The following is an 18,498-nucleotide window of genomic DNA, read 5'->3' on the forward strand; positions in this document are numbered from 1 at the left end:
TGAAGGTCTTGCCCAATTCTACTTAATCGTTGCTATTACCTCCGATATAAATTCATTTATGTCAAATATAGGGTCCTCAGCTAATCCCGTCCTTACTATCACCAATTCCTTGGAAGGTATTATGAAAACATATTGGCCTTCGTATCCATTTGCAGAGTATAAATCTCTGGGAACATCTGGATACTTTCCTTCTGCGTTTAACCAAAAATGTGCTCCGTAAGTACCATCAGACTCAACCGTGGGAGTGGTTATGTACGTTACCCAATCTTTAGAAAAAAGTTGTTCTCCTTGCCATTGACCATTATTGAGGTACAACAGACCAAATTTTGCCCAATCCCTAGTGTTCGCCCAAGCATAGGACGACCCTACAAAATTGTTCTCCATATCGGTTTCAATTACCATAGAATGCATACCTATTTTGTCTATTAAAGACTGATAGGGAAAATCTAGATATTCCTGATTTTTCGTAACATAATGGTGCAATAGTCCCGATAAAAGATTTGATGTTCCAGAAGAGTAATTCCAGATCTCTTTAGGTTTAGCAATGGCCTTTTTTAGTCGTTGGGATTGGGTCATATCTGACTCCATGAACAACATTTTTGTCACATCCGATATTTTAGTGTAGTCCTCTGCCCAAACTAATCCACTTTGCATACGCAACAGGTGGTTGAGCGTAATATTTTTACGTTCATCTTTTCCCCATTCAGCTACGGGAGCGAAGTCGTTAAGTTCTAATTTTCCTTGGTGCTCCAAAACTCCATAAAGAGTTGCCAAGATACTTTTTGTCATGGACCAGCCCAATATTGGGGTCTTATGCGTAAAGCCATCGGCATATTGCTCAGCAATGATTTCATTTTTGTAGGCAACCAAGACAGTTCTGGTTTTTTTTATTTCGGGATCTGAAAAGGCCTTATTGATGGCCTTTTGTAATTTTTGATAATCCACATTCCCAAAGACAGTATCCTTTTTTCCATTGTCACCGTAAGGAAAGGGAAGGTTATTCCCTGAGATTTGTCGTCTTGGACGCAAATATTTTTTGCTGTAATCATAAGAGTCATTTACAAGAACACTACCCAAACCTTGACGATATATTACTTTTCTTTCCATGAATCCAAAAACCGAGGAGGAAGCGGTTTTATGTATATAATCCACTTCTGTACTTGCCAGTTTAATTGTAGGAATGTTATTATCATTTTTATCTATTGAAGCAGGGGTTCTATCAGCTATAAAAACACTTGAAGCCATATTTTTTGCGGCATAGCCAGAAATAATGTTCAGTTTTGAATAATTAAAGGCCAGGGCAATGGCTATAACAATAATAATGGCAATGACAATTCTTTTGAAAATTTTCATGGAACATATAATTATGGAATTTTAAAATTAAATCTTTACTTGATAATTATTGTTACTTTAGGATAAGTAAATGTTTTTTTAATATGTCCAATCTTGGTTTAATTATAGCTGAAAGAAGTAGGGATATTGGTGATTTTCTGGTGGGTAGATTAATTCTCTTCCGAAAAAAAAGAATGATAGGCCCCTTTGTTTTTATAGACCACATGGATCTTACTGAGCTGGGGCCTACGAAATATATGGATGTTGATCAGCATCCACATATAGGCCTTTCTACAGTAACCTATATGTTAGAAGGGGGAATTATCCATGAGGATAGTATAGGCACCCAACAACGTATCACCCCAGGTTCAGTAAATTTAATGGTCGCTGGCAAAGGGGTGTCCCATACAGAAAGGACACCCAAAGACCTTAGACATGGGCAAACATTTAAGTTCCATGGATATCAGATATGGATTGCCTTACCAAAAATTAAGGAAGATTGTTCCCCTGAATTCCATCACATTGAAGCAGCCTTGCTACCACAATGGGAAGAAGGGAGCGCTAAATTTAAATTGATAGCTGGTGAAGGATATGGAAGAACCTCGCCAGTACCTGCACACTCCCCATTGTTCATGATTGAAATAAAGAACACATTAGAGTTTGAGCTTAATACCAAGGATCATTTGAAGGGAGAAATTGGAATCTGTATTGTTGAAGGAAGTATTAATACTTGTGGTGATGTGGTTGGTAAAGGAAATATTTTGGTGTTTAAGATAGAGAATACCTACAAGACTGTATTAAATGCAAATGCTCATCTTCTGCTATTTGGAGGATTACCATTGCCGGAAGAACGACATATTTACTGGAACTTTGTATCCTCAAGTACCGAAAAAAATGAGATCGCTAAAAAAGCCTGTAATAATAGATTATTTCCCATGATGGGAAATGACTTAAGTTTTGTTTCCTTACCTAATTGAACTTACCATATGCAAAAGACTACACATAAAACATTTTTTTATGCATTAGCATCTATTACCATAGTCCTAACCTTGAATTTTGCTTCTTGTTCTCCTAAAAAAAAGGTCTATGCCGAGGTATTGACTTGGGATTCTGTAAGGGTGACCGCCACCGCATATAATTCATTGCCATCACAGACCACTGCAGTCCATTCCAATATATCTGCTTGGGGTGACACTTTACAACCCGGCATGAAATGTATTGCAGTATCTAGGGATTTGATTCGGTTAGGCCTAAAGTACAATACAATGGTACGAATAGATACCTCTTCCCAAATATATTTGATAAAAGACAAAATGCATACTCGGTGGCGCAAAAAGATCGATATTTATATGGGTATAGATAGGGCCAAAGCCTTTGATTGGGGCAGAAAAAAGATAATGCTTTATTACGTTATTAAAAAAGATAGTATTCTTATTGTTGACCAAACTCCCTAAGTTGTACTTTTAGGGTTCAATTCAAATATCCCTTAAAATTGAAATATGTAATATCTATTATAGTTCTTATCAACTTACTTTCTTGCTCCGTTTCAAGGATTATCGTTGATAAGCCTGTTATTTTTGATGAAGAACGAATAGCTTTAACAAGGGAATACATGTCCGATCGCTACGGATTAGTATCCGACTCTGCGAAGATAAGCCCTAAAATGATTGTCCTGCATTGGACCGCTATTCCTACCTTCGCGGGATCTTTTGATGTGTTTTACAAATCCAAATTGCCAAGCTGGAGAGAACAAATACAGATAGCTAGTAGTCTTAATGTATCTTCTCATTTTTTAGTGGACAAAAATGGCTCCATATATAGATTAATGCCAGAAACCCTAATGGCCAGACATGTGATTGGTTTAAACCATATTGCTATTGGTATCGAAAATGTTGGTGGACTAGACGATAAAAAGTTAACTAGGGCACAACGAAAATCAAATATTTGGCTCGTAAAATATTTAAAATCCAAATACGATATAGAATATCTTATTGGGCACTATGAATATACCAATTTTGTTGGTCATCCTTATTGGTTGGAAAGGGATGACTCCTACAAAACAGAAAAAACAGATCCTGGTAATCGCTTTTTAAAAAGAGTAAAAAAGGCCGCGAAAAAATTAAGTTTTAAATCCACACCTCAAAATACAAACTAGCATGAAAATAAAATTGGTACTATTTCTATGTCTTTTCCTAATTGCTGCAGATAGTTCGGCCCAAGAAAATGATATTACGGCTGCTTTATACGAAAGTTATGATCAATTCAAGGAACCTTCCCTCAATAAGAGGAGGATAAAACACAAAGCACTTCAGCCGCTAATCAATCGGTTAATGTCGGACCCAAAATATACAGTAAAAGTGGTAGGAGAATCCATTGAAGGAAGGGACTTGACGTTGATCAGTATTGGAACTGGTCCTACCAGTGTATTTCTTTGGTCTCAAATGCATGGGGATGAACCTACAGCTACCCAAGCTATCTTTGATATTATTAACTTTTTAAATGGGGACACCTTCATTGCTGAAAAGGAAGCCATCCTATCCAACATAACCTTACACTTCTTACCTATGCTAAATCCTGACGGGGCAGAGGCCTATACTAGGCGAAACAGGTTAGGAATAGATATCAATAGAGACGCACTAATGTTACAATCGCCAGAAGGAAGAACCCTAAAAATGGTGCGAGATTCTCTAGATGCCGATTTTGGTTTCAACCTCCATGACCAAAGCACGTATTACAATGCAGAACGTACAGAAAAACCTGCAACAATATCTTATTTGGCACCTGCGTATAACTATGAAAAAGATATCAATGAAGTAAGAGGAAATGCCATGAAAGTGATTGTTTTCATGAATAGTATTATCCAAAAATATGCTCCAGGACAAGTAGGTAGATACAATGATGATTTTGAACCTAGAGCGTTTGGAGACAATATCCAAAAATGGGGAACCAGTGCTATCCTAATAGAATCCGGAGGGTATCCAGGTGATCCTGAAAAGCAGGAAATCCGAAAACTGAATTATGTTTCCATTTTATCTGCAGTTTACACCATAGCAAAAGGGAATTATAAAAACATTCCATTAGAGGATTACGAGAAAATCCCAGAAAATGATAGAATGTTGTTCGATCTTAAGATAGAGGGACTCACTTATACCCTTTTGGGCCAAGAGTATAAATTAGATTTGGGTATACATCGCTCGGAAGTAGATAATGCAGACCATTCTAACTTCTACTATAATAGCACGGTAGCCGACCAAGGAGATCTTTCTACGTTTTATGGGTATGAAACCTTAGATGCTGTTGGATATACAGTTAAAAGTGGAAAAGTACATCCTGAACTATTTAAATCCATAGAATCCTTAAAAGAATCCGAGGTTTTTAAATATTTAAAACAAGGATATACCTATGTGAGATTGGAGAGTTTACCATCGGGCAAGAAGGATACCAATCTTCCTATCCAAATTGTAAGTAAAGACTTTAAGGCACCTGTACTTAATCTTCGTGCTGGAATGAACCCCACCTTTGTATTGGAAAAGGACAATGAAATTCAATTTGCAGTCGTCAATGGCTTCCTTATCCGATTAAACGGTGATAAAAGCAATTTTAAAAATGCTCTTATTTTAAGGAAATAAACTAATAGCCGTATTGGATGGTCGTGTAAGGACCGTATTTTAGTAGGAGAATTAACATACAGAAAAGCGTAATGACAATACAAAAAAACAGCAGAAGTATGGCGCTTTTGTAGCCTAGAGACCATTTTCTTATTGGACTTTCTTGAATAATTTCGTTGATAGCATCCATCATATTCATGTTTTAGTTAGCGAAAATTATTTTTGGGATGTTGGTTATCGTTATAGCTCTTGTAGTATTAAAACAATTAAAGCCCCAAAAACCCTACCGATGCCACTAAAATCATGAAAAACAAAAAGGGAGCATCTGATAGATGCTCCCTTTTTGTTAAAATTTAAATGAATTAATTCTATTCACAACCGCCAGTAAAACCTTTGGCGTTGAATTTAGTCTGAACAGCACCTTGCTTACTTCCATTTTTCACTTGAATAGCTAGATTATTTTCACCACTACCGTCTCTCTTAGGAGTACAATATTCAAAAAGGTAAAAACTATTAGCTCTTTCAGAAACCCTTTCGGAAATATCATTAAACGTATTTTCCAATTCTGCTTTATTACCAGCAAAAACACTAAACGTCTTACCTATTTTTTTTAATACCTCAGTATCAATTTCAGCCCCCAATCCTATAGTATAGAATGATATATTTAGATTTGCTTCCCTTACCTTTTTTAAGGCTGCAGCTTCCGTAAATCTAGATGCTTGATCCGTACCATCGGTAAAGATGACTACAGAAGCAGCTCCAATATTATTATTTTGAGTGCTCTTGTTTAATAGGTCTGTAGCAATATCAGTCGCTTTTATAACGGCCCCGTATAAATCAGTAGAAGGATCTTTACTTATGTCTTGTGTAATACCGTCAATAGCATTCAATAATTCTTGCTTGGAAGGCGTCAACGGATTCAACCCGTGTAGTACGTTTTCCCCATCAAACCAATAGATTGCCATTTTAACAGATTCTATGGCAGGATCTGGCATTACATTGTTTATGAAACTTGTAGAAGCCGATTTCAATTCCGTTAAACTACTGCTCAAAACACTATTACTCAAATCTAACACCAAGATAGTATTGTTCTTGAAAATCTGAGTATTAGGTGAAATTCTAGCAAAAGACTCTGAGGTAGAAATGGTATTGAAACAAGCGTCATTTCTTCCTTGTTCATAAACTGTAAACTTATCTGCTGTTAATCCAGATACCGGTGCGCCATCCTTGTCAGAGACCTTAAAAAATATAGAGATTTTTCCCGGAAGGGTAGTATATTGATCTTGTATTGATAGTATTAGTTGATTTTCGCCAAGGTTAAGGCAGTCGTCTACTGGCTTACCTTCTCCCAATTCCCCATTGTTATTTGTATTGAAATTTATATCATCTTCGGCATTACCGCACGAAATGGCTAAAACAAGAATGCTAAAAAAGGTAATTATTTTAATTGATATTTTCATTTTCTAATTTATATAGGTTCACCAAGAAGAACGTTCAAAAGCAAATAAAATTATACATGTTTATAAAAATAAATGTTAAGAAATATACAATGCATTTTCTGCATCAAAGTTCATCAAATTACTTTTAAGAAAGTGTTAAAAACGAGGGTGTCATTTATATTTTTTTTTAACTTGAGGACTTTATGAAAATGGACTTAATTAAAAACAGATATTATGCCTGCCTATCAAATTAAAGTGAACGGGGAAACCCAAACAGTAGATGTTAGTGAGGATACTCCAATACTTTGGGTTTTAAGGGACCATATGGATTTGGTAGGAACCAAATTTGGATGTGGAATAGGTCAATGTGGCGCTTGCACCATTCATTTGGATGGTTATGCTGTAAGAAGCTGCTCCTTAACAGTTTCACAGGTAGAGGGTAAATCAATTACCACTATTGAAGGTTTATCCGCTGATGCATCCCACCCTGTTCAAAAGGCTTGGAAAGAGGTAGATGTTCCTCAATGTGGCTATTGCCAAGCAGGACAAATCATGACGGCTTCCGCTTTTCTAGAAAGAAATTCCAATCCAACGTCGGAAGATATTAAAAATGCTATGCATGGAAATATTTGTAGGTGTGCAGCCTATACCCGTATTCACAAAGCTGTAGAAACCGCTGCTAATAATATGGGATAACAAAAAATGGTCCGTGGACCAGCTATTTTACACTTAATGTCTCATTCCGAGTACCATCAACCGGAGTTAAAAAAATTAAAATCATGTCAACATCAACAAAAATGACCTTTAGCAGAAGAGGCTTTATTAGAACTTCTTCTTTGGCAAGCGGAGGACTCCTTATAGGTTTCAATTTGTTTACAGCCTGTTCTCCAAAAGCGAAACCACCTGTAGATATATCGCAATTAGACTTTAATGACTTTAATGCTTTTATAAAAATAGCCGACAATGGCGCGGTAACCATATTCTCCCCAAATCCAGAAATTGGTCAAGGAGTTAAAACCTCCATGCCTATGCTTATTGCAGAGGAGTTGGATGTTGCATGGGATAACGTATACGTAAAACAGGGCATTTTAGATACCAATAATTACACAAGACAAGTGGCAGGAGGGAGCCAATCTATTCGTTTCGGATGGGAACCTTTACGGCAAACAGGGGCAACTGCACGTCAGATGCTAGTGAATGCCGCTGCAGCTAAGTGGGGGGTAGATCCTTCCGAATGTACTACAAAAGAAGGGGTAATCACCAATGAAAAAGGGGAAACTTTGGGGTATGGTGATGTTGTGAAAGAGGCGGCTCAATTGGAGGTGCCTGAGAATGTTAGTTTAAAAGATCCAAAAGATTTCACTATCATTAAATCGGATGTTAAGAATGTTGATATTGATAAAATTATAACAGGACAATCTTTATTTGGACTGGACTATAAGAAAGAGGGCATGGTATATGCATCTTCTTTAAGGCCGCCTGCTTTTGGTCAAAAATTAGAATCTTTCGATGATTCCGAGACCAGAAAAATTTCTGGAGTTGTAGATGTTGTAAAATTTGGTAATAAAATAGCAGTCCTGGCTACCGATACCTGGTCGGCCATGAAAGGAAAAAATGCATTGAAAGCAGTTTGGACAGAAGACACCAAATTGGAAAGTACTGCGGAACATGATAAAATATTGACAGATCTACTTAATGGTTCCAAGGTAGAAACCTTAAGAAAGGATGGAGATATTAAAAAAGCTTTTGCCGCTGCAGATAAAATTGTAGAACGCACCTACCACTCACCTTTTCTTCCTCACAACTGCATGGAGCCAATGAATTTTTTTGCAGATGTAACCGAAGATAAAATACATTTGGTTGGGCCCATACAGACCCCTGAGCGCACAGCAAATGACGTAGCCGAATTATTAAATAGGGACGTGAAGCAGATACATTTAGAAATGACCCGTATGGGTGGAGGTTTCGGACGAAGATTGTACGGAGACTTTGTTTTGGAAGCTGCCGAAATATCAAATCTAGCCAAAAAGCCGGTAAAGCTAGTATTTTCTAGAGAAGACGATATGATGGATGGTATTTACCGTCCGGCCATTAAGTACAGGATCAAGGCGGCAATAAAGGATGGAGAAATCACAGGATATCATTTGAAAGAGGCGTCCATTAATAGCAATATGTATGGGTTAATTCCTAATTTTTTCCCCGCTGGCGCTATTGAAAACTACCAAGTAGATGTTGCTAATTACCAAAGTAACATTACCACTGGAGCTTGGAGGGCTCCTTACACTAATTTCTTGGCCTTTGCAGAGCAAAGCTTCTTTGATGAGTTGGCAGAAGCCATGGAAGTAGATCGAGTGCAAATGCGACTAGATTTATTGCAAAAAGTAAAAGGAACCACGGATGATCGCATTCAATATTCTCCGGAACGTATGGAGGAGGTTATACATGTAGTTGTAGACAAATCAGGGTGGGGTAAAAAAGAAGCAGGAACTTTTCAAGGTTTTGCGGCCTATTATTGTCATAACACCCATGTGGCAGAAGTTGCAGATGTACAGATTGAAAATGGCATGCCCGTGGTTAAAAAAGTAACCTGTGTAGTTGATTGTGGTATTGTTGTTAATCCTTTGGGAGCTTTGAACCAAGTGGAAGGAGGAATTATAGACGGAATAGGTCACGCTATGTATGGTGATTTTGGTTTTGAGGAAGGGAAGCCACTCGCCAATAATTTTGATAGGTATCGTCTTATTAGAATGAAGGAAATACCTGCCATTGAAACCTATTTTATTCAAAATAATCTATCTCCAACTGGGCTTGGAGAACCCGCTTTGCCTCCTGCTGGAGCCGCTATTGCCAACGCCTTTAAAGCAGCCACGGGTAATAGGTTAACCGAGCAGCCGTTTATGAAAAATCCTGATTTATTAAAAATGCCCGAAAAGGAAATTATAGGATAAATATGACCATATTATTGTTTGGTATTACTAAAGATATTGTTGGTAGTTCTTCATTAAAGTTAGATACTTTTAATGAACTGGAATCAAAAATCCACACTGTAGGAGAATTAAAGAACTATCTTGGTGAACGATATCCAAAACTCAATACTCTATCTTCTTTGGCAGTGGCAGTAAACAATGCCTTTGCAGAGAATGAAACAGTGGTAAATACCCACGATGAGATAGCGCTGATCCCCCCCGTTAGTGGTGGATAACCTATCTTTGTTACAAGATGATGTTAAGAACGCTTTAAATGAAGATAGATGCTGATTGACAACCATAATAGAAAGATAAACTACCTGCGATTGGCGGTTACAGACCGTTGTAATCTTCGCTGTAATTATTGTATGCCTGCAGAAGGTATCAACTTCGCTAAAAACGATAACCTTTTTACCCTTGATGAACTCTATTCCTTAAGTAAGATAATGGTGGAACAGGGTATTGATAAAATAAGGATTACGGGAGGAGAACCCTTTGTTCGAAAAGATTTGATGGTGCTTCTGCGTCAAATGGCAGCCTTAGATGGACTTAAAGATATTTCCATTACTACAAATGCAACCTTAATAGGCCCTTACATTGATGAACTCAAAGAATTAGGCATTACCAATATCAATGTGAGCATGGATGCCATCCATAAAGAAACCTTTGATGTTATTACCCGAAGAAATGAGTATGAAACAGTTTATCATAATTTGATGCGACTTATTACGGAAGGATTTAAAGTACGTATCAATTTTATTGTATTGGATGGTCAAAACACTCAAGAAATGATACCTATTTTAGAAGCAATGAAACAGTATGATGTTTCTGTACGCTTTTTAGAGGAAATGCCTTTCAATGGAGGCTCCAAGACTTTCAATACCATTAAATGGGATTATAAAAATATATTTAAGCATATTGCAGATGCCTACACCAATATTGAAAAGCTAGAATCTCCAAGTACTTCAACCTCTATCAATTATAAAATACGGGGGCACAAAGGAACATTTGGACTTATTCCTTCCTTTAGCAGAACATTTTGTGGTACTTGCAATAGACTGCGTATTTCTGCAACCGGAGACGTTATTACTTGCCTTTATGGGAAACCAAGTATGAACCTTAGGGATGTGATGAGAAATGAAAATACAGAAGAAAACATTAAACTTCACATTTCAAAAGCAATTGGTAGTAGGGCCAAGACAGGTTTCGAAGCGCAAAAAAATCACTCCTCTGTTTTTGATAGTTCCATGACTTCTATAGGCGGATAGTTTAAAAAAAATAGGGTTAAGACCACTGAATAATAAATTAATGATCTTCTAATATGTCTCAGGGCACAATATATGGCTTAGTTCTTTCGGGAGGAAAAAGTACAAGAATGGGTACTGATAAAGGTGCAATTGTTTATCATGAGCTTCCGCAAAGAGAACATTTGTACCAATTATTGGAAAAAATCTGTGATAAAACATTTCTCAGTATCCGATCTGAACAGGTGAATGAACTACCCGGCGGTATTAATTTTATATTGGACAATAATGAATTTAGAGGACCTTATAACGGGATTTTAAGTGCGCACAAGAAGTATCCCAACGTGGCCTGGCTTGTTTTGGCCTGCGACCTGCCCCTTATGGATATAAAAGGGATTCAACAATTGATAGAAGAAAGAAATACAGGTAAGATTGCCACAGCTTTTGCTGGGGGAGAAAGTAGGTTGCCAGAGCCCTTATGTGCTATTTGGGAAGTTGAAGGTTTGAAACTCTCTATTTCACATCTTATTAATGGAACAAGCACCTGTCCAAGAAAATTTCTTATACATTCAGATGTACAATTAGTAGTTCCTGAACAAGAACAAATTCTTTTGAATGCCAATTCCAAGGAAGAGTACAACGAGGCCATTTTAAAACTAACCTAATTTTGGATTCCAATAGATATATACGGCAAACCGCTCTAAAGGAGTTTGGGCCACAAGCCCAAATTAAACTTATGAAGTCACGTGTTCTCGTTATTGGAGCTGGCGGTTTAGGAGTCCCAGTATTACAGTATTTAAACGCTATGGGTGTGGGAACCTTAGGTGTTGTGGAACGTGATGTAGTTTCTATTTCTAATCTACACCGCCAAGTTTTATACACAGAAAAAGATATTGGAAAGTCCAAATTAGATGTAGCGTTTAAAAAACTAAAAGCACAAAATTCAGCAACGAGACTAAGGGGCTACGACACCTTTTTGATGGCTTCCAATGCTTTGGAAATCATAAAGGACTATGACATCGTAATAGATGCGTCAGATAATTTTCCAACCAGATATCTTATAAATGATGCCTGTGTTATACTAAAGAAGCCTTTTGTTTATGGGGGACTACAAGGGTTTGAAGGTCAGGTGAGCATATTTAATTTTAAAGGAGGACCAACCTATAGATGTCTTTTTCCGAATATGCCATCAATAGATGAAATACCTAACTGTAATATCAACGGTGTTTTGGGCGTTCTCCCCGGAATAGTTGGAAATCTACAAGCCCTAGAAACCATAAAAATGATTACAGGAATAGGGGAGGTTTTAAAAGGTAAATTGTTGTTGTATAACGCTTTGGACCAATCTATGCAGAAAATTACTTTTAACCTCCAAGAAGAGAATTTGAACATATTTGCCTTAAACAATTCCTACGGTATTGTATCTGCTTCTCCATTTTCAGAAATAACGGTTGACGAGCTAAAGCAATTAATAAACTCACAAGGTTCCGTTCAGATTATTGACGTAAGAACCCTAGAAGAATTTGAGGCGTATAAAATTCCTAATTCCGTACATATTCCCTTGAATGAGTTAGAAAATCGCTATCATGATATTGATTTAAAACAACCTATATATTTAATATGCCAATCGGGTAAGCGCAGCGCTGTAGCTTTGGAACAATTAAAAAATCAGTTTTCTGAAATAGCACTATACTCCGTTCGCGGGGGCATAAATACATATGTCGCTGTATGTTCTTAGATCCCGAAGAATTAATTTTACTCTGTTTAGGTTTTTTTTCGATCGCTCTTTTATATTCCTCTGTCGGATTTGGAGGTGGCTCTAGTTATCTAGCGATTCTGACGCTCGTTTTTTCTAGTTTTTTTGATATTCGTACTACGGCCTTGCTATGTAATCTTGTGGTGGTCAGTGGGAGTTGTTTTTTATACTACAAAAAGGGGTACATGGATTTCAAAAAATTCATTTCTTTTATTGTGGCGAGTATCCCCTTGGCTTTTCTAGGTGCCTCCTTTAAATTGAAAGAAAATGTATTTTTTATTATACTCGGTGCTGCATTGATCATTTCTGCCCTAGCTTTAGTTATACAGACAATTAAACTTCCTACTCAGGAAGAAATTGAAAAGAAGTACCCTCCATATTTGACGTATCTTCTTGGAGGCTCTATAGGATTACTTTCAGGAATGGTAGGAATAGGAGGCGGTATTTTTTTAGCTCCTGTCCTTAATCATATGAGATGGGAAAAATCCATAAAAATAGCGGCCTTGGCTAGTTTTTTTATTTTAGTAAATTCTATATCTGGCTTAGCGGGACTCATTTCCAATGGAACTTTTCAAATGCCTTTGCTAGAAGGACTTGCTTTACTTTTTTCCGTCCTTATTGGCGGACAATTGGGAATACGAATTAGTTTAAGTAAATTAACAGGGAAAGGTATTAAATTAACTACAGCCACTTTGGTCTTTATGGTGGGTGTAAGGGTTTTACTAGTTAACGGACTTCAAATTTCTATTTAAAAAATGATCACTTTTCAAGAAGCATACCAAAAAGTAATGACCTTCAAGCAGGATTATGGTTCAGAGAAAGTGGACTTACTTCAAGCGGTGGGTAGGGTACTGGTGGATAATATTAAAGCAGATAGGGATTTCCCTCCATTTGACAGGGCTACCAAAGACGGCATAGCCATAAATTATACAGCAGTAAAAAATGGAATAAAAAAGTTCAAGATTGAAGCTATTGTTGCAGCGGGATCTCCAAAAATTAACCTTGGCCAAGAACATAATTGTGTGGAAATAATGACTGGAGCAGTTGTTCCTGAAAATGCAGATACCGTCATAATGTATGAACATATAACCATTAATAATGGGTATGCGGTATTGAATAGTGAACCAAAAAAAGGACAGGACATCCATTTGCAAGGGAGTGACGAACAAAAAGGAACTATAGTCGTTAAAAAAGACAGTTTAATTACTGCTTCTGAAATAGGGGTTTTAGCTGCTGTGGGAAAAGCAAGGGTTTTGGTCAAGAAACTACCTAAAATAACCATAATTAGCACCGGTAATGAACTTGTGGATGTTCATCAAAGTCCTTTGCCACACCAAATTAGAAAGTCTAATATCCATTCTCTTTACGCTGCTTTGGCACAAGAACAAATCGTCCCTTCACAGCTACATATAAATGACAAAAAGGAAGAAATTAAAAATGAAATAAAAAAAGCCTTATTTGATAATGATGTACTGCTATTAAGCGGCGGTGTTTCTAAAGGTAAATTTGACTATATCCCAGATGTATTAGAAGAATTGGGTGTAGAAAAAATATTCCATAGGGTTCTGCAACGCCCCGGTAAGCCCTTTTGGTTTGGAATACAAAAGGAAACTTGTACCGTCATTTTTTCATTCCCTGGAAACCCAGTCTCAACCTTTGCAAATTATCATCTCTATTTTAGAGATTGGTTAAAAAGCTCACTAAATTTACCAATCTCAAAAATTAATGTAATTTTAGCTGAGGCCATTCTTGCTACTGGTACTTTAACCCTATTTTTGAGAGTAAAAATAAAATCAGAAAACGGCCAACTTATAGCTCATCTCATTAGAGAAAACGGTTCTGGAGATTTAACCAGTTTGGCACAATCAGATGGGTTTATACGATTAGATCCTAAAGAAGTTTCTTATAATGTTGGGGAAATTGTCCCATTTTCACCCACAAGAAGAATAGTCTAATTATGACACACGAATTTAAAAAAATAATATACGAGTATCAGAAGGCAAAAGATAGCGGTATTAAGGCCGTATTAGCTACCGTAGTAGATTTAGATGGTTCTTCCTATCGTAGACCAGGGGTAAGCATGCTTCTTTTGGAAAATGGCAAAAAGGTTGGTGCCGTAAGCGGAGGCTGTGTTGAAAAGGAAGTTGTTCTACAGGCCAAAAGTGTTTTTGAAAGTAATATCCCTAAAATGATGACCTATGACGGTCGTTATAGACTAGGTTGCGAAGGAGTTCTGTACATACTTATTGAACCGTTCAATCCCAATGAACCCTTTTTAAAGGCTTTTGAAAACTGCCTTAAAAAAAGGAGCAGCTTCAAATTACATTCATTCTATAAAAAAAGCGAAGAGGATTTTAAAGGCTTGGGCACGGTGGTTGATTTTGGCAAAGGAAACCAATATCCTGTGCAACACGATTTTGATCTAGCATTTGCTCAAAAATCTGACCTGCATGTTTTTCAACAAAAAATGAATCCATGTTTTCAACTAATGGTTGTTGGTGCTGAGCACGATGCTTTCCAATTATGCGCAATGGCTTCCACTGCTGGGTGGGAAGTCACTATAATTGGAACACCTATGGAGGAAAAAAATATTTTTGATTTTCCGGGAGCACATGCATTTTTTAATCAAGATCCTGATGAAATAGATTTAAAAGTCATTGATGAACAAACAGCACTCTTAGTAATGACCCATAGTTATGCAAAAGATTTAAAATATCTCCTTAAATTAAAGGATACTAACCCTATTTATCTTGGTCTACTAGGCCCTTCCAAAAGAAGGGAACGCTTGTTAAGCGATCTTTTGGAACATTGTCCAGAAGTGGCCCATACGTTTTTTGATAAAATACACGGTCCCGCCGGACTTAATATTGGTGCAGAGACGCCACAGGAAATTGCTATTGCCATTATGGCAGAAATACTTTCGGTAACAAGAAATAAGAAACCTATGATGCTCAAGGACAAAACCGGGGGGATACATAGCTGATGGATAATTTAGAATCAAAAATTGTTGTGATAATCCTTGCAGGTGGCGCGGGATCCCGTATGGGTAGCATTAAGCAGCTTTTGCATTGGAAACACGCAACACTTCTGGAAAATACAATAGAACAGGCCAAAAATTCCGAAGGCTCTGATATTATTGTAGTCTTGGGAGCACACGCATCTGAAATACGCTCTAAAATTAGTGATAATGACGTCATATTTGTAGATAATGCAGTATGGGAGCATGGACTTGGCACCTCTATCAGCTGTGGGGTCAACTACATCCAAAAGAATAAGTGTGGGGCCACGGGAGTTTTAATTCTTTTAGCAGACCAACCTTTAATAGACACTCGGTATATTAATAAAATGATAGATACGTTTATTAAAAAATCCAATGGCCTGGTTACCACAAATTATGGGAGTAGGGAAGGCGTACCCGCTATATTTGCTCAAAAATATTTTTTAGAACTACAAGATCTTAATCAAGATTTTGGAGCCAAAGAGCTAATTGGGAAAAATAAGCATTTAACCATTAGCCTTGATCCCGAAGGTAAGGAAACGGATATAGATACCCCTAAAGATTATAATACCCTTTTAAAAGAACTACCAGAAGAAAATTAAAGCCTATGAACATTTTTATGATGAATAAAAAAAGAATATTGACTTCCTTAAGCTTAGTAAGCTTCAGCTTATTTGCCCTTCAGGCCCAAGTGATGGATTTTGAAACCTATAATCCTACATCCACTCTTATAGTTCCTGAAAATGAGGTTAAAAAAGCGAAATTTCCTTTTATAGATGTCCATAGCCATCAATATCGTATGCCAGACCAAGACCTTTCGGAATTAATTGCGGCCATGGATACACTTAATGAAGGTATCATGGTAAATCTAAGTGGTGGTTCAGGAGAAAAACTACTTGGATCTATCACGAACATAAAGAAAAACTACCCCAATAGGTTTGTTGTCTTTGCCAATATAGATTTTGAAGGAGCCAAAGATGAGGAATGGAGTAAAAAGGCCGCAGATCAATTAGAAGAAGACGTAAAAAATGGCGCTAGAGGCTTGAAGGTTTTTAAGAGTCTTGGCCTTCGCAATAAGGACTCAGAAGGTAAAAGATTGGCTATAGATGATGCACGTTTAGACCCTATATGGGCTAAATGTGGAGAATTAGGTATTCCAGTACTGATCCATGCCGCGGACCCAGAACCTTTTTGGGATGATTTTGACGCGGACAATGAACGATGGTTAGAACTTAAGACACACCCCCGTAGAAAGCGAACTGATACTGATCCGGCGCCATGGGAACAAATAATTGGAGAACAGCATCATATTTTTAAAAAACATCCTAAGACTAATTTTATAGCTGCTCATATGGGCTGGTATGCCAATGATTTACAAAAATTGAGTGAACTGATGGATGAAATGCCTAATATGAATGTTGGTATCTCAGCGGTTATTGCAGAATTAGGACGGCAACCCCAAAACGCCCACAAATTTTTCATAAAATATCAGGATAGGATTCTTTTTGGGAAAGACAGTTGGAAACCGGAAGAGTTTCCTACCTACTTTAGGGTCCTAGAAACCAATGATGAATACTTCCCTTATTACAAGAAGTATCATGCCTTTTGGGCTATGTACGGAATTGGCCTGCCAGATAATGTCTTGAAAAAAGTATATTATAAAAATGCATTGCGACTTATTCCTGGTCTTGATACCAATTTATTCCCTATGGATTAAGGAATAATATATTAAATGGGTTCTTTTTAGATAATAATCCAGTAAGCTTCACTTATCAAATTAGCCAAAACAAACAATATTTACAAGAAACTTTACCCTTTTAAAAAAGGGAGCTAGAAAGCTCCCTTTTTTTATGCTTAAATTTCTCTATGTTTTGTTCACCTTAAACAAAAGCATCAAATAATTTTTAGAGTTTAGTGTGATAATTATACAAAGTTTGATACTAATAAGGAAAGCGCAGTGCCAGAATGCATAAGGAAGAACAATTTACCACGTTGATCAAAAAAAATGAAGGAATCATTTTTAAGATAACCACTTTATATACCGATCACCGTGATGACCAAAAAGACCTTTATCAAGATATTGTTTACCAGTTATGGAAATCGTTCGATTCCTTTAGAAACGAGGCCAAGATTAGTACATGGATGTATCGCATAGCATTGAATACGGCATTAACTAGATTGAAAAAAAGAAAAAGAAAACCGCATGAAGTTGGTATAGATCAGGTTATTCTTGAGCAAACAGAAAATGATGACCCCCAATTTGAGGAGCGTTTGAAATTGGTATATGCTCAGATCCAAAATTTAAATGATTTGGAAAAAGGTATAATGCTTTTACTATTGGAGGGAAAACAATATGTTGAAATTTCGCTAATTACAGGACTAACACCAACCAATGTTGCCACGCGGATTTCTCGGATTAAACAAAAATTAAAATCACAAATTCTAAAAAAACAATAACATGGACTTAGAAGAAATACAGGCAGTCTGGTCCGAAATGAGTGACCAACTGAAACATCAAAAGAAATTAACCGATAAAATCATATTAGACATGACACAGGATAGATATACACGGAAATTTAGGACTATTTCCATTGCAGAAACCTTCGGAGCAATAATTTGCTTTATAGCTGCACTTTATATGTTATTCTATTTTAATACATTGGATATATGGTATTTACAAGTGTGTGGCGTATTATCCATAGCTTTTTTAATAGGTCTCCCTATAGTAACCCTTAGATCATTAAAAAACATTCAAAAAATCAATATAACAGAGAAAAATATTAAAGATACTTTGATATCTTATTCCAAGGCAAAAAATAAGGTTTTGATGATTCAACGCTTGGGGATATACCTTTCCTTTATATTTATGATGACCTGTTTGCCCGTATTCTCCAAATTAATGAAAGGTAAAGACATCTTTCAACAAGGTACCTTTCCGCTTTGGTATGTGGTCATAATGGGTGTGTTTATTGCTCTTTTCGCGAGATGGGGATATGCATGTTATAAAAAAACAACAAATTCGGCAGAAGCGTTATTAAAGGAGTTAGAATTGGATTAGTGTTTTTAAATGAAAGAAGTAAAAATCTAAGTTCCATTTTCTCAATTTGTATGGTTTATCCTATCATATCTGCATAATATTCAGGAAAGCAGCTCAT

At 36.8% G+C, this 18,498-nt stretch carries 19 protein-coding genes; 17 read left to right on the plus strand and 2 right to left on the minus strand.

Going from position 1 to position 18,498, the window contains the following annotated elements; translation table 11 throughout:
• Positions 1 to 18: 18 nt before the first annotated feature.
• The gene (locus ABXZ36_RS07920) at positions 19 to 1,353 is read right to left on the minus strand and encodes a serine hydrolase domain-containing protein (protein ID WP_354614970.1); all 1,335 of its coding nucleotides are present in this window, start codon (positions 1,351 to 1,353) and stop codon (positions 19 to 21) included.
• Between the two features lie 83 nt (positions 1,354 to 1,436).
• Between ABXZ36_RS07920 and ABXZ36_RS07925 the strand changes: the two genes are divergently transcribed.
• The 4 genes from ABXZ36_RS07925 to ABXZ36_RS07940 are packed head-to-tail and all read left to right on the plus strand — an operon-like array spanning position 1,437 to position 4,961.
• Positions 1,437 to 2,309: a pirin family protein gene (locus ABXZ36_RS07925; protein ID WP_354614971.1), complete on the plus strand. Its 873-nt coding sequence runs from the start codon at positions 1,437 to 1,439 to the stop codon at positions 2,307 to 2,309.
• Between the two features lie 9 nt (positions 2,310 to 2,318).
• On the plus strand, positions 2,319 to 2,786 hold the full coding sequence (locus tag ABXZ36_RS07930; RefSeq protein ID WP_354614972.1) for a 3D domain-containing protein: 468 nt from the start codon (positions 2,319 to 2,321) through the stop codon (positions 2,784 to 2,786).
• A 38-nt stretch (positions 2,787 to 2,824) separates the two neighbouring features.
• On the plus strand, positions 2,825 to 3,487 hold the full coding sequence (locus tag ABXZ36_RS07935) for a peptidoglycan recognition protein family protein (RefSeq protein WP_354614973.1): 663 nt from the start codon (positions 2,825 to 2,827) through the stop codon (positions 3,485 to 3,487).
• Position 3,488: 1 nt separating this feature from the next.
• Positions 3,489 to 4,961, plus strand: a complete 1,473-nt coding sequence (locus ABXZ36_RS07940) for a M14 family zinc carboxypeptidase (protein ID WP_354614974.1) — start codon at positions 3,489 to 3,491, stop codon at positions 4,959 to 4,961.
• A gap of 347 nt (positions 4,962 to 5,308) precedes the next feature.
• On the opposite strand, the gene ABXZ36_RS07945 is transcribed toward ABXZ36_RS07940, so the two are convergent.
• Complete coding sequence (locus ABXZ36_RS07945; protein ID WP_354614975.1) at positions 5,309 to 6,400, minus strand: vWA domain-containing protein; 1,092 nt, start codon at positions 6,398 to 6,400, stop codon at positions 5,309 to 5,311.
• 213 nt (positions 6,401 to 6,613) lie between these two features.
• Here ABXZ36_RS07945 and ABXZ36_RS07950 point away from each other — a divergent pair, with 213 nt between their 5' ends.
• From ABXZ36_RS07950 to ABXZ36_RS08010, 13 genes are all read left to right on the plus strand, one after another.
• Positions 6,614 to 7,075, plus strand: a complete 462-nt coding sequence (locus ABXZ36_RS07950; RefSeq protein ID WP_354614976.1) for a (2Fe-2S)-binding protein — start codon at positions 6,614 to 6,616, stop codon at positions 7,073 to 7,075.
• 83 nt (positions 7,076 to 7,158) lie between these two features.
• A complete protein-coding gene (locus ABXZ36_RS07955; RefSeq protein WP_354614977.1) occupies positions 7,159 to 9,327 on the plus strand; it encodes a xanthine dehydrogenase family protein molybdopterin-binding subunit in 2,169 nt (722 codons plus the stop codon).
• 2 nt (positions 9,328 to 9,329) lie between these two features.
• Complete coding sequence (locus ABXZ36_RS07960) at positions 9,330 to 9,581, plus strand: MoaD/ThiS family protein (RefSeq protein ID WP_354614978.1); 252 nt, start codon at positions 9,330 to 9,332, stop codon at positions 9,579 to 9,581.
• Positions 9,582 to 9,629: 48 nt separating this feature from the next.
• Positions 9,630 to 10,613, plus strand: a complete 984-nt coding sequence (moaA, locus tag ABXZ36_RS07965; RefSeq protein WP_354614979.1) for a GTP 3',8-cyclase MoaA — start codon at positions 9,630 to 9,632, stop codon at positions 10,611 to 10,613.
• A gap of 53 nt (positions 10,614 to 10,666) precedes the next feature.
• Positions 10,667 to 11,254, plus strand: coding sequence for an NTP transferase domain-containing protein (locus ABXZ36_RS07970; RefSeq protein WP_354614980.1), 588 nt, complete (start codon positions 10,667 to 10,669; stop codon positions 11,252 to 11,254).
• A 2-nt stretch (positions 11,255 to 11,256) separates the two neighbouring features.
• On the plus strand, positions 11,257 to 12,327 hold the full coding sequence (locus tag ABXZ36_RS07975; RefSeq protein WP_354614981.1) for a ThiF family adenylyltransferase: 1,071 nt from the start codon (positions 11,257 to 11,259) through the stop codon (positions 12,325 to 12,327).
• On the plus strand, positions 12,318 to 13,097 hold the full coding sequence (locus ABXZ36_RS07980; RefSeq protein WP_354614982.1) for a sulfite exporter TauE/SafE family protein: 780 nt from the start codon (positions 12,318 to 12,320) through the stop codon (positions 13,095 to 13,097). Before ABXZ36_RS07975 ends, ABXZ36_RS07980 begins: the two co-directional genes overlap by 10 nt.
• 3 nt (positions 13,098 to 13,100) lie before the next feature.
• Positions 13,101 to 14,300 (plus strand): molybdopterin molybdotransferase MoeA, encoded by a 1,200-nt coding sequence (locus ABXZ36_RS07985; RefSeq protein WP_354614983.1) that lies wholly within the window; start codon positions 13,101 to 13,103, stop codon positions 14,298 to 14,300.
• 2 nt (positions 14,301 to 14,302) lie between these two features.
• Positions 14,303 to 15,328 carry an XdhC family protein gene (locus ABXZ36_RS07990; protein WP_354614984.1) on the plus strand — a complete coding sequence of 342 codons (1,026 nt, stop codon included), beginning with the start codon at positions 14,303 to 14,305 and terminating at the stop codon, positions 15,326 to 15,328.
• Entirely contained in the window at positions 15,328 to 15,945 is a 618-nt protein-coding gene (locus ABXZ36_RS07995; RefSeq protein WP_354614985.1) for a nucleotidyltransferase family protein, read from the plus strand. The genes ABXZ36_RS07990 and ABXZ36_RS07995 overlap by 1 nt, the downstream gene beginning before the upstream one ends.
• Positions 15,946 to 15,962: 17 nt before the next feature.
• On the plus strand, positions 15,963 to 17,060 hold the full coding sequence (locus tag ABXZ36_RS08000; protein WP_354614986.1) for an amidohydrolase family protein: 1,098 nt from the start codon (positions 15,963 to 15,965) through the stop codon (positions 17,058 to 17,060).
• 248 nt (positions 17,061 to 17,308) lie between these two features.
• Entirely contained in the window at positions 17,309 to 17,800 is a 492-nt protein-coding gene (locus ABXZ36_RS08005) for an RNA polymerase sigma factor (RefSeq protein ID WP_354614987.1), read from the plus strand.
• A gap of 1 nt (position 17,801) precedes the next feature.
• A complete protein-coding gene (locus ABXZ36_RS08010) occupies positions 17,802 to 18,401 on the plus strand; it encodes a hypothetical protein (RefSeq protein ID WP_354614988.1) in 600 nt (199 codons plus the stop codon).
• The last annotated feature ends 97 nt before the right edge of the window (positions 18,402 to 18,498 follow it).

The sequence above is a fragment of the Sediminicola arcticus genome (assembly GCF_040566695.1).
GTDB classification, from domain to species: domain Bacteria; phylum Bacteroidota; class Bacteroidia; order Flavobacteriales; family Flavobacteriaceae; genus Sediminicola; species Sediminicola arcticus.

Coding starts and splice junctions, on each gene's coding strand:
- ABXZ36_RS07995 (WP_354614985.1), top strand. CDS start 15,328: ATGGATAATTTAGAATCAAAAATTGTTGTGATAATCCTTGCAGGTGGC.
- ABXZ36_RS07930 (WP_354614972.1), top strand. CDS start 2,319: ATGCAAAAGACTACACATAAAACATTTTTTTATGCATTAGCATCTATT.
- ABXZ36_RS07990 (WP_354614984.1), top strand. CDS start 14,303: ATGACACACGAATTTAAAAAAATAATATACGAGTATCAGAAGGCAAAA.
- ABXZ36_RS08005 (WP_354614987.1), top strand. CDS start 17,309: ATGCATAAGGAAGAACAATTTACCACGTTGATCAAAAAAAATGAAGGA.
- ABXZ36_RS07925 (WP_354614971.1), top strand. CDS start 1,437: ATGTCCAATCTTGGTTTAATTATAGCTGAAAGAAGTAGGGATATTGGT.
- moaA (WP_354614979.1), top strand. CDS start 9,630: ATGCTGATTGACAACCATAATAGAAAGATAAACTACCTGCGATTGGCG.
- ABXZ36_RS08000 (WP_354614986.1), top strand. CDS start 15,963: ATGATGAATAAAAAAAGAATATTGACTTCCTTAAGCTTAGTAAGCTTC.
- ABXZ36_RS07955 (WP_354614977.1), top strand. CDS start 7,159: ATGTCAACATCAACAAAAATGACCTTTAGCAGAAGAGGCTTTATTAGA.
- ABXZ36_RS07950 (WP_354614976.1), top strand. CDS start 6,614: ATGCCTGCCTATCAAATTAAAGTGAACGGGGAAACCCAAACAGTAGAT.
- ABXZ36_RS07945 (WP_354614975.1), bottom strand. CDS start 6,400: ATGAAAATATCAATTAAAATAATTACCTTTTTTAGCATTCTTGTTTTA.
- ABXZ36_RS07980 (WP_354614982.1), top strand. CDS start 12,318: ATGTTCTTAGATCCCGAAGAATTAATTTTACTCTGTTTAGGTTTTTTT.
- ABXZ36_RS07920 (WP_354614970.1), bottom strand. CDS start 1,353: ATGAAAATTTTCAAAAGAATTGTCATTGCCATTATTATTGTTATAGCC.
- ABXZ36_RS07960 (WP_354614978.1), top strand. CDS start 9,330: ATGACCATATTATTGTTTGGTATTACTAAAGATATTGTTGGTAGTTCT.
- ABXZ36_RS07985 (WP_354614983.1), top strand. CDS start 13,101: ATGATCACTTTTCAAGAAGCATACCAAAAAGTAATGACCTTCAAGCAG.
- ABXZ36_RS07940 (WP_354614974.1), top strand. CDS start 3,489: ATGAAAATAAAATTGGTACTATTTCTATGTCTTTTCCTAATTGCTGCA.
- ABXZ36_RS08010 (WP_354614988.1), top strand. CDS start 17,802: ATGGACTTAGAAGAAATACAGGCAGTCTGGTCCGAAATGAGTGACCAA.
- ABXZ36_RS07970 (WP_354614980.1), top strand. CDS start 10,667: ATGTCTCAGGGCACAATATATGGCTTAGTTCTTTCGGGAGGAAAAAGT.